Source organism: Flavobacterium urumqiense (genome assembly GCF_900108015.1).
Taxonomy (GTDB): Bacteria; Bacteroidota; Bacteroidia; order Flavobacteriales; family Flavobacteriaceae; genus Flavobacterium; species Flavobacterium urumqiense.
This window is the reverse complement of record NZ_FNVP01000012.1, coordinates 25684-38268: the sequence shown is the minus strand read 5'-3', so window position 1 is coordinate 38268 and position 12585 is coordinate 25684. Positions and strand designations below refer to the sequence as shown.

The 12585-nt window shown below is 35.6% G+C and carries 12 protein-coding genes; 5 read left to right on the top strand and 7 right to left on the bottom strand.

Annotation, left to right across the window (positions count from 1 at the left end; translation table 11 throughout):
* Positions 1 to 273 precede the first annotated feature (273 nt).
* Entirely contained in the window at positions 274 to 687 is a 414-nt protein-coding gene (locus C4S35_RS13100) for a type II toxin-antitoxin system VapC family toxin (protein WP_104000606.1), read from the bottom strand.
* Positions 684 to 932, bottom strand: a complete 249-nt coding sequence (locus tag C4S35_RS13095) for a DUF6364 family protein (protein WP_104000605.1) — start codon at positions 930 to 932, stop codon at positions 684 to 686. The genes C4S35_RS13100 and C4S35_RS13095 overlap by 4 nt, the downstream gene beginning before the upstream one ends.
* Before the next feature lie 10 nt (positions 933 to 942).
* Here C4S35_RS13095 and C4S35_RS13090 point away from each other — a divergent pair, with 10 nt between their 5' ends.
* On the top strand, positions 943 to 1617 hold the full coding sequence (locus C4S35_RS13090) for an ATP-binding protein (RefSeq protein ID WP_279627801.1): 675 nt from the start codon (positions 943 to 945) through the stop codon (positions 1615 to 1617).
* A 170-nt stretch (positions 1618 to 1787) separates the two neighbouring features.
* Here the strand turns inward: C4S35_RS13090 and C4S35_RS13085 are convergent, their stop codons facing one another.
* Both C4S35_RS13085 and C4S35_RS13080 read right to left on the bottom strand, forming a co-directional pair.
* Positions 1788 to 2144 carry a hypothetical protein gene (locus C4S35_RS13085; protein ID WP_104000604.1) on the bottom strand — a complete coding sequence of 119 codons (357 nt, stop codon included), beginning with the start codon at positions 2142 to 2144 and terminating at the stop codon, positions 1788 to 1790.
* Positions 2145 to 2852: 708 nt separating this feature from the next.
* Positions 2853 to 5540 (bottom strand): cation-translocating P-type ATPase, encoded by a 2688-nt coding sequence (locus tag C4S35_RS13080; RefSeq protein WP_104000603.1) that lies wholly within the window; start codon positions 5538 to 5540, stop codon positions 2853 to 2855.
* A 471-nt stretch (positions 5541 to 6011) separates the two neighbouring features.
* On the opposite strand from C4S35_RS13080, the gene C4S35_RS13070 reads away from it, so the two are divergent.
* Complete coding sequence (locus C4S35_RS13070; protein WP_146059549.1) at positions 6012 to 6266, top strand: hypothetical protein; 255 nt, start codon at positions 6012 to 6014, stop codon at positions 6264 to 6266.
* Between the two features lie 398 nt (positions 6267 to 6664).
* Here C4S35_RS13070 and C4S35_RS16135 read toward each other — a convergent pair whose 3' ends face one another.
* From C4S35_RS16135 to C4S35_RS16125, 3 genes are all read right to left on the bottom strand, one after another.
* The gene (locus C4S35_RS16135) at positions 6665 to 7762 is read right to left on the bottom strand and encodes a DUF6544 family protein (protein WP_244175280.1); all 1098 of its coding nucleotides are present in this window, start codon (positions 7760 to 7762) and stop codon (positions 6665 to 6667) included.
* Positions 7763 to 7996: 234 nt separating this feature from the next.
* On the bottom strand, positions 7997 to 8329 hold the full coding sequence (locus C4S35_RS16130) for a tyrosine-type recombinase/integrase (protein ID WP_279627800.1): 333 nt from the start codon (positions 8327 to 8329) through the stop codon (positions 7997 to 7999).
* The gene (locus C4S35_RS16125) at positions 8330 to 8707 is read right to left on the bottom strand and encodes a tyrosine-type recombinase/integrase (protein WP_104000599.1); all 378 of its coding nucleotides are present in this window, start codon (positions 8705 to 8707) and stop codon (positions 8330 to 8332) included.
* A gap of 572 nt (positions 8708 to 9279) precedes the next feature.
* Here C4S35_RS16125 and tgt point away from each other — a divergent pair.
* The 3 genes from tgt to C4S35_RS13040 all read left to right on the top strand — a co-directional run bounded on the left by tgt (position 9280) and on the right by C4S35_RS13040 (position 12439).
* Positions 9280 to 10410 (top strand): tRNA guanosine(34) transglycosylase Tgt, encoded by a 1131-nt coding sequence (tgt, locus tag C4S35_RS13050; protein WP_104000598.1) that lies wholly within the window; start codon positions 9280 to 9282, stop codon positions 10408 to 10410.
* A 72-nt stretch (positions 10411 to 10482) separates the two neighbouring features.
* Complete coding sequence (locus C4S35_RS13045) at positions 10483 to 11571, top strand: LptF/LptG family permease (RefSeq protein ID WP_104000597.1); 1089 nt, start codon at positions 10483 to 10485, stop codon at positions 11569 to 11571.
* Positions 11558 to 12439 (top strand): DMT family transporter, encoded by an 882-nt coding sequence (locus C4S35_RS13040; protein ID WP_104000596.1) that lies wholly within the window; start codon positions 11558 to 11560, stop codon positions 12437 to 12439. The genes C4S35_RS13045 and C4S35_RS13040 overlap by 14 nt, the downstream gene beginning before the upstream one ends.
* Positions 12440 to 12585: the final 146 nt, after the last annotated feature.

Genomic DNA, 12585 nt, shown 5'->3' with positions numbered 1-12585 from the left:
TCTAATAATTCCCGAATATAACGTAAATCCGTTTCGTTTACTAAGAAGTGTGTCACATAGCGATTCTATTTGGAACTTTATTTTGTATCCTAGTTTCTTAACCGTTTATTAGGAGCATTAAGGTCGTCGCTCATATCTAAACCTTCTTTTGTTAGTAATAAATTTAATTCAGGGTTCATTTGTTTGATTTCATGTTTCGATTACGCGCAACAGCAAGAGTTTTATTGTTGGTGCTATAGACGCAACGAACTCTAGCTGTTGGCAGTAGTCGGTTTACATAATGCTACATAAATATTTCTCAGCTGTCATAATTGGAATTGTAGAATGCTTAAAGTCTTTTCCGTTTCTAGTTATAATTATTGAGCAGTTAGATTGTAAAGCAGTAAAATATTGGACAGCATCTGGAAAATTTTTAAAACTCGAATTTAACGCTTTGTCTATTGTTTCTTCATTAACCTCATAAACCTCACAGATTATTTTAAACTTTCGAAGTTTATTCAAAATAGATTCTGATATTTCATATTTATTTAAAACGTAATCTATTGTCGTAAATGAAAAAGGAGAAACAATTAAGGTAATTTTTTTTTGATCTGCCAAGGTAGCAACCTTAGCTATTGAATCAAAAAAAGGAACTCTTTCTCCCAATAAATCTAATATTACGTTGGTATCTAAAAAAATTTTGCTCATTTGTATTTTTGTTCTAAATATTCAGCATGCTCTTTTTTGTAATCGTAATCAGCTGGAATGCTAATTCCTAAAGAAAGACTTTTTACATAAGGTGAAATTTGTATGTCATTATTTGTTTTATCTGAAGTCAAAGAATTAAGGTAATTTTCTATAATTCGAGGTAAGCTTAATTTTTTTTCAGACGCATAATGTTTCGCTTTTTCAATTATCTCTTGATTAAGCTTCAATGTGAGTTTAGTATCCATAACGTAAAATATTTATACGTACAGAAATACGAATTTAGGACGTAATAAATATAGAATCCGATTTTTTTTTTGCAATTACTGCCAACGTCAGTTCTCCCGAAATATCGGGATTTTAGACCATTATTTAAATGGAGCAATTGAAGCCGAAGCTGATGCAATTTGCGACGGAGAAAATGTGTACATCATAGGGATTATGGAGCACACGGAACCATGCGGAGTACACTCTGGAGACAGTAACGCCACTTTGCCACCGTTTAACTTAGGCGAATTTGTAATGCAACAAATAAAAGACCATACCAAGAATATTGCGTTGGCTTTGAGAACGGTTGGTTTAATCAACATTCAGTTTGCTATAAAAGACGATATTGTTTATATTATTGAAGCGAATCCTAGGGCATCTCGTATGGTTCCATTTATTGCAAAAGCATATGGAGAACCTTATGTAAGTTATGCGACTAAAGTAATGTTAGGGCATAATAAAGTAACCGATGTTAAATTTAATCCACAGTTGAAAGGATATGTCATCAAGCAACCGGTTTTTTCTTTCAGCAAGTTTCATAATGTGAATAAAGCGTTAGGACCAGAAATGAAATCAACAGGAGAAAGAATCTTGTTTATTGATGACTTGAAAGACGATCAATTCTACGAATTGTACTCCAGAAGAAAAATGTATTTGAGTAAATAAAACTTGAATTTATTAAATATAAAAAGCCCCGTTTGGGGCTTTTTTTGTGCGTGTGTGTTTTTTGAAAGGACCACTTGGTAGTATAATATATTTGTACGTACCACCTTTGAAATTTAAAGATAAAAAAAGCCCAAATGTAAAAATGAGCTTTCTGGTTATTAATAGCACTACTATACTCTGATTAAAAATCTCGTAGAGGTTTTTGTGTTGTTCTGATCATAGACATCAATCATAATGTAAGTGTCCTTGGTAATACCAGTAATTAGGTAAGAGTAAGGATAGTTGTTTTTATTTTTTGCTGTTGTGTCATCAACAATAAATGGTGTTGCACTCCCTTCTTTCGTAAGAATAACTTTTAATAAGGCTACCGAAGAAGTAATTGTTCCTGTAATAGTATATTCTCCATTTACAGCTTTTCCTTCTGCCTGTGTAAATGCAATTGCTGGTGTCGATGTCGGTTCGTCTTTACTACAGCTTACAATTGATAGCGCAATAAATAAAAATGCGAGAATTTGTTTCTTGATCATAAAATGATTGTTTAATTGGGGTTGAATTTTTACCTTTTGTTTAAATAAGGATTAGTTTTCGAATGTAGCTAAATATTAATGGTTGAGGTAATTATCTGTGAATTATGAAAATATAATTAATTTTTATATAAATTAATTTTTCAATAATTGGAATAAAAAAACAAGTAAATTTATTATGGTTGACTTTTCATGAAACTTACCACTCATATAATTTCGCATTTTTCAGTTACCATTCTTAATAAGTATTCCAAAAAGCATCGCGCATTAATATTGTCATTTTTATTCAGGTAGAAAGAGTTGCGAAATTGATGGCCGAAAGACGATAAGTTCTACGAACTGTACTTCAGAAGAAAAATGTATTTGAATAAATAAAACTTGAATTTATTATATTTAAAAAGCCCCATGTGGGGCTTTTTTTGGGGCATAGTTTTTTGTGTTAGTGGCTTATCGTTATGGGCACAGTTTGCAAAACTGCGCTAACGATTGTATTATATTAGCGCTATCGGGTTGGTTAAGGTGGCGGATTTTACCACAAATGTTGATACGGAGAACCGATGTTTGATGAACCACAAATGTTTTTACGAAGCACTGAACCGCCACTTTTGCCAAACAGCTATGAAAGGCAGGCATTTTTCTGTCGTCAACTTGTTTTGTCATTTTGAATCGTCTTCGTGAGCTATGTTGTAGAAATCCACTTTAATTGTTGGTTTATTTTAAACTTTTTCTCTTCCAAATAAATTTATACACCTGAACTAACAACAATGGAATCAATCCCGCTAAAATTGACACGAGCCAAACTTGAGCAGGCAGCACGTCCAAACGGAGTACGGAACGCATCTGAGGTATTGCAAAAACCAATACCATTAGAGCGGTGCAAATTAAAAGAGCTATCCATACAAATTTATTTTTGGTGATGTCATTCACAAAAAAATTTGAATGTGGTGAGGACATATTGAATACATGAAACAGTTGGGCAAAGGCAAGCGTAATAAATGCGACATTGTTTATAATTTTGGAATCAGTTGAAATAGTTTGTTTGCAATAAAACACAGCAACAATTATTGCTAAGGTCATAGCAGCAGCATATAAAGAAATAGTAATCCAATCTCTATTAGATAAAATAAGAAGTTTAGGATCTCTTGGTGGTCTTTCCATAACGGTTTTATCTCCTTTTCCTAAACCGAGTGCGAGTGCTGGAAATACATCCGTTACCATATTTAAGAACAGGATTTGCAATGGAAGTAATGTAGACGCAGGAGCAACAAAACCTAAAGTAGTCACAATAAATATTTCACTCAAATTACAGGAGACAAGATATATCACAAACTTTTGTATGTTCTGGAATATCTCTCTTCCATGCGATACTGCCTGTGCAATGGATTCAAACGAATCGTCTTTAAGAATAATGCTGGCAGTCTCTTTAGCCACTTGCGTACCTCTCAAACCCATAGCAATCCCAATGTCTGACTTTTTAAGCGCAGGCGCATCATTTACGCCATCACCTGTCATTGCTACAATGTTACCTGCTTTTTGATAAGTAGCTACAATTTCAAGTTTTTGTTTGGGAGTGGTACGAGCAAATACGGCCGTGGAAAGTATCTTTTTATTCCATTCATCTGAAAGCGATTCCATATCGGGCATATCTATTCCCGTAATTGCATTTTGTTCGTTTTCATCTACTAATCCTACTTTTTTGGCAATATTAAGAGCTGTTAAAGGGTGGTCACCTGTAATCATTACAATCTTGATACCTGCTTTACGACAAGTCAACATGGCTTCTTTAATATCCAATCGGGGAGGGTCCAAGAATCCAATCATCGCTACATACACTAATGAATTCAAAAAATCATCTTTGTTAATTTCTGCTTCTTCCTTAAAGGCAAAAGCCAGCACCCGTAAACCATCGGCAGCCATCTCTTCAGATTGCGCCAAAATATTTTTTCGGTCTTCCTCGCTCAGGTTTTGTATGGTGTCTCCAGTCTGTATCTTACTACATTTTATCAACAAATGTTCTACAGAACCTTTAGCAGCTACAAAGTATCCGTTTGAATTTTTGTGCAAAGTACCCATGATTTTTGTGTCAGAACTAAAAGGTATCTCACCAGTTCTTTCATATTGTAATTTCAGTTCTTTAGTAGAAGAACCTGATGCGTCTGCGAGGTGTACCAAAGCAATTTCTATTGGGTCACCTATCAATTCAGTTTTGTCATCTCCCTTCTTTGGTGAAGCATTATTACATAACGCACCTATTAATATTAATTTTTGAAATTCAGCTTCACTTTTTTTAATATTCCCTTCTGCAAAACTCAACACATTGTCTTTGATTGAAACTTTTATTTTTTCATTGGGAAAAGAAAAAGTATCTACATATATTTTATTTTCTGTTAAAGTGCCTGTCTTATCGGTCAATATCACATTGGTACTTCCTAATGTTTCTACAGCCGATAATTTTTTAACGATAGCATTTCGCTTTGCCATCAAAAGCATTCCATAAGCCAAAGCTACTGTGGCAACAATAGGAAGCCCTTCTGGAAAAGCCGCAACCGATAAAGCGATGGAAGTCTCTAAAATCAGAACCCAGTCTTTGCCTTGAATAATTCCTGTGATTGCAAAAATGCCTGTCATTGCCAACGTAATCCATATCAACTTTTTACTTAACGCTCCTATCTTTTTATCAAGCGGTGTTTCTTTTTCTTCAGAACTTTCGACTAAAGAGGTGATGGTGCCTAATTGAGTATGTTGAGCAATTCCTGTTATGACAGCTTTCCCGGTTCCATTTGTAACAGATGTGCCTTTGAATACCATGTTGAATTGGTCTCCAAGGGCAATATCTTTCGCAAGTTTGTCTGTATTCTTTTCTGTAGGAAGTGACTCTCCTGTGAGAGAAGATTCCTCGCACTGCAACTGATTGGATTCTATCAGATGTGCATCACCTGGAATTACATCACCAGCTTCCAACACTATTATATCTCCCGGAACTATTTTTTCAGATGGAATCTCTTGAACTTTTCCATCACGGATAACTTTCGAATGTATTACATCCATTTCCTTCAACGCATTCATCGAATTGCGTGCTTGCAACTCCATTAAAAATCCTATTAAAGCATTTACCATTATTACCACAAGAATGGCTATTGCTTCAATAACATTTTGAAAATAAAAAGTAACAGCAACAGCAAAGAACAACAAATAGACAATTGGGCTCTTGAATTGCAAAAGCATCATAAGCCAAATACTTTTTTGCTTTTGAGCTTGATAAATATTCGGACCAAACTCTCTTGTTCGTTTCTCTGCTTCGGATTGGCTCAACCCTGATTCAGAATCAGTTTGGAATGCGATCACAACTTCTTCTACTGAGAAGGAATGAGGGTACGATTGCGGATACTTAATTTTCATTTGTGAAGTTTCAGGATTTGAAATGTCGTTTTCCTTTATGTTGTTGTTTGTTACTCGTTAACGGAACAATTCAGCATAACGTTCTGATACAAAAGCGGGTTTTGGACTATATTAATCCCTATTTTCGGATCTTCCACCCGAGCGATAGCGAATAGGCGAAGCAAATCATCCCAATTACAAAACCAACTTTCTATTAAGCCAATTGCCCAAATCCGTTTTAGTTGTTGTGTTTGCTTTTCATACACTTCCAATTCTTTAAAGGTAGGAATTTTATCCAGAGGGTGCAAGTCCTTTACCTGCAAGTTGTTGATTTATATTGAGCCGATTAGCACGTGGTAAGCTGGTTTGAAGTGATCCATGCAGTGAAGGAAGCCAAACGGCAAAAGTCTGTACAGAGGAATACAAAGCGCATAAGAGGCTGGCTAAATTGAGTAAGTATGCACAGCAATACGAAGCCTAGAGAAAACAGGTTTGTTTAGTAGATGCATCGGGGATAGACGGAAAGACGAAGTGTTTACCGAGGGAGGTCTTCACAATCACGAGTGGGTCGGTCAAGAAGTCAGCAGAAGTCATAGTACTTGGGGTAACAAGTTACCAATAGAAATGGTACAGGACTCACAAACAAGGAAGGACCTAACGCAAGTGGTTCTCAATTTTCATCAGAATAAAAGTTATAACCCTAGAAAAGCGGAACAGGAAGAATTTAATGTAAAACACCAAGTATGATTGCACAAGTAACACATCCTTACAATCTCCAAAAGGCGCTACGCCAAGTAGTGGTCAATAAACGCAGTGCGGGCGTTGATGGATTAAAAACCAGTCAACTAGCGGATTATTTCCGTGAACATAAGTTTTCATTACTGGAAAACATTACCAATAACCGTTATTTACCACAACCCATTCTTGGCGTTGAGATTCCAAAAGGAGGCGGAAAGTTCCGATTTTTAGGAATTCCAACAGTAGTCGACAGACTGCTTCAACTAGCTGTATCGCAAGCGATGATGCCGAGATTCGAAAAGGATTTTAGTATGAATAGCTTTGGATTTCGACTCAACAAAAATGCCCGCCAAGCGGTAGGCAAAGCCGTCTACTCGATTGTGTGCTTTTTTTTAATAGTATTCAATTTAATCAATGCCTTTGCAATTATATTCTATTCTTGTGAGTTTGAAAGTTCCATATACCAAATCTCTGTCAGGATAACTATAGATAGTCTCAGCATTTCCCATCAGTCTGTATCCATTTATTTCATGGTAATCTTTCAAAGGTGTTGACCAAGGGAATTGTTTTCCTGTATCACCGGCATAGCGATCATCGGAAATAAAGTTTATAAGTTCACCTTTGTCATTAAAATACAGCCATGCAGATACTGTGATGTTATTATTAGTAAAAGATGCCTTCACTTTATTGTTTCCGACCTCTAACCACTTTATTCGTTTGTCGATTAGAGTTGGTGGAGCCACCACGCACATGTCATTAAAAAAAGTAACAGTCTCCGACAAATTCATCTCAGCTCCGTCTAAATATTGCACTGTGAATAGTGAAAAAAGTCTTATGTCCATATATGCCACTCCATTTCTAAAGCTATGATAACCTCCAATTGGTAGACCTTTCATTGCCGCTTTCATAAAAAACAAGCGAGTTGGAGTTTCCATAAAGTTATACTGTTCACAAGTAAATGGCATCCATTCTGATTTTTCGTCCTTTCTAATTTTTCCCTTAAATTCAATTTTAAAATTATTCACTTTGGGTTTACCAATAGAACCTGTATAACGAAGATATTTTTTTACTGGCTCAGGAAGTTGTTGGATATCTGATTCTGAAAGTTCGGAATTTTGAAAGTATTCTTTTTGTTTCAAACCAGTTTTTACATCATTTTTATATTTGCCATAGTAACTCCAAGTGCCATATCCGATGATTGATACAATTAGAATAATTACATTTGCAATTGTTCCAAATTTAGCATCCTGCCAGAATATAACAATTAGGAATTGGGAAGTAACCAATGCAGTAAGTCCAAACATCCACCACCAACTATTTTTGAAGGCAAACATTCCAGCTGCTAAAGCAAAGAAAACAAAGGCCAATAGCCAAATCACTCCAAAAGGTTTTGAAATAGTTTGTGTAAGTTGTTTTACATCTGAAAGTCCGAAAGCTTTGACAAAGCCAAGTAGATGGATAAGTCCATGACCTATGAGTAGTATTAAAAATGTTGTTCTCATCATTAACTGTTTTTTGTTGTTTCGTTGTTCATGCTTGCCGCTAACTAGTATATAGGTCTGATAAAATCAGACTTATCACCCCAAATTTAGAGAGATAAGTCTGACAGCGATCAGCCTTTATTTCATATCAAATGTATAAATATTTTTCTACAAATCATCAAATGGACTTTTTATTTGTTGAATACTTTTTGTACTTACGTAAGTGTAAATTTCGGCAGTTTTACTGCTGCGATGCCCTCATAATTCTTGAATATATCTAAGATTGGTGCCGCTTTCTAGTAAATGAGTAGCGAAACTGTGTCTCAACCAATGTAAAGTTATGGGCTTATTTATACCTGTTTTTTGTAGTGCTTGCTTTAAAATACTTTGCAGACTTTTTTTAGAATAAGATACGCCAACAAATTGTCCTTCAAATAGCAAAGTTTTAGGTTTGTAAATGGTATAATATTCTCTAAGCACGGCTAATATTTTTGATGACAAAGGTGTAATTCTGTCTTTCTTACCTTTGCTTTGTCTGATGATGACAATACCTCTTTTAGAATCTGTATCAGCAGGTTTTAAGTTTAACAGCTAAATTGTGCGCAAACCACAACTATAAATTAACGAAAGCATCATTTTATTTTTGATGTTACTATGGGCATTTAATATCAATTTTATTTCTTCTTTGCTTAAAACATTAGGCAATAGTTTGGCTCGTTTTGGTCGATGAATTTTATCAACTTCAATTTTTGTTTCTAGGATGGTTCTAAAAAATAATTTGATGGCATTGACAATCTGATTTTGATAAAAAGCCGAAAGATTATTTTTTAGAATATACTCGTTGTTATAGATAATCACGTCCGCATTATTGATTTCTATAACTGGTTTTTCTCGATAGAAAATCAAGAAAGATTTCAAGGCTTCGCTATAAGTAGTAATGGTGCTTTCGCTATAGCGCTTGGAACACATCCATTATTTGAATTTTTTTATTTGTGCTATTCCTTCGCTTGAAGGGAGCGAATTTGTCAAGGGTGCTATGTTGAAACGTACTCTGTTTTCCTCTGCGTCTGGGAGGTGCCAAACCGTTTTTTGCTGGCTCCATCGTGCGCCTTATATTTGTTTGATACGGGCGATTAGGTCTTGATTTTTTTCAAAATAGACGGCAATTCTATTTTCATCTTTGTGTTTTATCAGTTTTGCTGCCCAAGTCATATTGTGTTGATTTTGAGATTGAAAGATACTAATTATTTTGATAAATGAAGTTTATTACGGCAATGTGGCTGGTGGAATTATGGCTGTTTCGCGTGAGGGGCAGTAGCGGCATCCTTTTGTGACAAGAAGAATGACTGGCAAAGAAAAATGCAGTGGAACAAAAGATACAGCGGATGACCCGACCTTTTTAGGGCACGCCCAAAATGATTTGGTAAATGGTATTTTGATTTTGGTTGTCGGGAGTATCCCTTTTCATTTCATTTGAAGGAAAATATTTTTTTGATGTGGGTTTCAAATTAACCTATCTTTGCGCACTGAAAAACGCCTATATGAAGTTTGATTTATTAAAAAAAGATCCGCTGTCCAAAGCCAGAGCGGGAAGTATTACCACGGATCACGGTGTGATTGAAACCCCAATTTTTATGCCTGTTGGAACTGTAGCTTCGGTAAAAGGGGTACATCAACGCGAATTGAAAGAAGATATAAACCCAGATATTATCTTGGGAAATACCTACCATTTATACCTGCGACCACAAACTGAAATTCTGGAAAAAGCAGGGGGATTGCATAAATTCATGAACTGGGACCGTAATATTTTGACAGATTCTGGTGGGTACCAAGTGTATTCGCTTTCAGCCAACCGAAAAATTAAGGAAGAAGGAGTGAAATTCAAATCGCATATTGACGGTTCGTACCACTTTTTTACACCAGAGAATGTGATGGAAATTCAGCGTACCATAGGTGCTGATATTATCATGGCTTTTGATGAGTGCACGCCGTATCCTTGTGATTTTCGTTATGCGCAGCGTTCTATGCACATGACGCACCGCTGGTTGGACCGTTGCATCAGCCACTTGGATAAAGTGCCGGTTAAATATGGTTACGACCAAGCTTTTTTTCCTATTGTTCAGGGAAGTACCTATAAAGATTTGCGAAGACAATCCGCGGAATATATTGCCAACTCGAATCAAGTAGGAAACGCTATTGGCGGACTTTCAGTAGGGGAACCGGCTGAGGAAATGTACGCAATGACGGAAGTGGTTTGTGAAATTTTACCAGAAGACAAGCCCCGTTACTTGATGGGCGTGGGAACTCCGATAAATATTCTCGAAAATATTGCCCTTGGGATTGACATGTTTGACTGTGTGATGCCTACGCGTAACGCCAGAAACGGAATGTTGTTTACCGCTAACGGTTCTATAAATATCAAAAACAAAAAATGGGCGGACGATTTTTCGCCAGTTGACGAAATGGGAATCACCTTTGTAGATACCGAATATACTAAAGCGTATTTGCGTCACCTTTTTGCTGCCAACGAATACCTGGGAAAACAAATTGCCACAATCCATAATCTTGGCTTTTATATGTGGTTGGTTCGTGAGGCTAGAAAACATATCTTAGCAGGCGATTTCAAGCCTTGGAAAGAAATGATGGTGAAGAATATGAACCAACGATTATAAATTAGGCATTAGGTTTTGGGTATTAGGTTTTATCTAACAACCCAATACCCAATATCCAGAACCCAAAAAAACATGTTAACAATAATTGACAAATACATCCTAAAAAGATATTTAGCCACGTTTTCGGCTATGTTGTTAATGTTTATACCCATAGGAATTGTTATCGATGTTTCGGAGAAGATTAATTTCATGCTGGAGAATAAAGTTCCCTTTATTGAAATTGCAATCTACTATTATCATTTCACTATTTATTTTGCGAATTCCTTATTTCCGATCTTTTTGTTTTTATCGATTATTTGGTTTACCTCAAAATTAGCCAACAATACGGAGATTATCGCCATTTTGAGTTCGGGGATTTCGTTTACACGGTTTTTAAGACCTTTCCTAATTGGGGCTTCCATTGTTTCCGTTTTTGTTTTGTTGATGGGTTTCTTTGTTGTTCCTAAATCCAGCGAAGGGTTTAACAATTTTAGATATACCTACCTAAAAACAGGAGGAAAAGAGGCGATGAGAGGCGATAACACCGATGTGTTTAGGCAAATTAGTGATACTGAATTTATCTATGTAAATAGCTTTAACCCGTTGTCTAAGATTGCTTTTAATTTTTCATTGGAGAAATTTAAAAACGAGAAGTTAGTATACAAAATTACTGCCAGCAGGATAAAATGGAATCCGAAAGAGCGTAATTATACCATGTATGATTATACCAAAAGAACGGTAGGGGAACTGAATGACCAGATTGAAAAATCCCCAGAGAAAGTCGCTCGTTTTAATTTTGAATTAGAAGATTTAACTCCTGTGATTTATATAGCAGAAACATTGACTTTGGATAAATTAGTCAAATTTATTGACAAAGAAAGAAGTCGCGGTTCCTCTAATATCAATATATATTTAGTGGTTTTGTACAAGAAATTCAGCGTGCCGGTTTCAGCATTTATTCTGACTATTATCGCAGTTTCTGTTTCGTCCATGAAACGTAGAGGCGGTATGGGAATAAATCTGGCTATAGGAATTGCATTGGCTTTTGCCTTTGTTTTCTTTGATAAGATATTTGGGGTACTAGCGGAGAAATCCAGTATTCCACCCATGTTGGCCGTTTGGTTACCAAATATTGGTTTCGGAATATTAGCCGTTTATCTCTTACGAAATGCAAAACGATAAATTAAAAAGTTACTTAAACCTCCATTTTATAGTTTTTATATGGGGTTTTACCGCTATTTTAGGGGCGTTAATTACCATTACTGCCGATGCTTTAGTTTGGTATCGAATGCTTTTTGCCAGTGTTTTTTTATCGCTGTTTATTGTATTCAAAAAGAAATCCTTTAAAATTCCAATGAAATCTTTTTTGAAAATGATTTTTGTGGGCTTATTGATAGCGCTTCATTGGATCTTTTTTTTCAAAGCCATTCACGTTTCTAATGTGTCAATTACACTTTCGGTTTTCTCCTTGGGTGCTTTTTTTGCATCGATACTAGAACCTATTTTTTATGGAAGGAAAGTACTTTGGTATGAAGTGTTTTTTGGGCTTATCATTATTGCCGGGCTGGCACTTATTATGAAAGTTGAAGTGAACTATCTAGAAGGCATGCTATACGCTTTGGTGGCCATAATATTGGGTGTTTTGTTTACCCTTATGAACGGGAAATTAATAGAAAATAACGATCCTTCAGTTATCTCCTTTTATGAATTCTTGGCGGGTGTGTTTTTTATTACTGTTTACTTTTTATTGCAACAAAAATTCTCTTTGGATTTCTTTGTTTTAACGGTCAATAATTGGATTTTGATTCTAATTTTAGCTTCTATATGTACCGCTTACGCTTTTACGGCATCAGTAAAAGTCATGCAAAAACTGACGCCTTACACCGTAATGCTGACAACCAATTTAGAACCTGTTTATGGGATTATATTGGCTTATTTTATACTTGGCGGAAAAGAAAAAATGAGCTTTGAGTTTTATATCGGAGCTGTAATAATTGTAATTACCGTAATCCTCAATGGCGTGATTAAACATTCTAAAAAGGACAATTAGGTCACTTTTTCACTGTTTTTTTTTAAATAGTAGAAGCCACCAAGATTATTTTGACTAGAAAACCATTTCTTTTTTATGTAAATTTAGCTAAATAGTAATATTTGAGTATTATGTCAGTCCTTTGCAGTAGCAAGCAGCCGTGATTG

Bases quoted from the DNA above. Each gene is read 5' to 3' on its own strand.
- C4S35_RS13100 (WP_104000606.1), bottom strand. From the start codon at position 687: ATGAGCAAAATTTTTTTAGATACCAACGTAATATTAGATTTATTGGGA.
- C4S35_RS13095 (WP_104000605.1), bottom strand. From the start codon at position 932: ATGGATACTAAACTCACATTGAAGCTTAATCAAGAGATAATTGAAAAA.
- C4S35_RS13085 (WP_104000604.1), bottom strand. From the start codon at position 2,144: ATGATCAAGAAACAAATTCTCGCATTTTTATTTATTGCGCTATCAATT.
- C4S35_RS13080 (WP_104000603.1), bottom strand. From the start codon at position 5,540: ATGAAAATTAAGTATCCGCAATCGTACCCTCATTCCTTCTCAGTAGAA.
- C4S35_RS16135 (WP_244175280.1), bottom strand. From the start codon at position 7,762: ATGATGAGAACAACATTTTTAATACTACTCATAGGTCATGGACTTATC.
- C4S35_RS16125 (WP_104000599.1), bottom strand. From the start codon at position 8,707: ATGTGTTCCAAGCGCTATAGCGAAAGCACCATTACTACTTATAGCGAA.
- tgt (WP_104000598.1), top strand. From the start codon at position 9,280: ATGAAGTTTGATTTATTAAAAAAAGATCCGCTGTCCAAAGCCAGAGCG.
- C4S35_RS13045 (WP_104000597.1), top strand. From the start codon at position 10,483: ATGTTAACAATAATTGACAAATACATCCTAAAAAGATATTTAGCCACG.
- C4S35_RS13040 (WP_104000596.1), top strand. From the start codon at position 11,558: ATGCAAAACGATAAATTAAAAAGTTACTTAAACCTCCATTTTATAGTT.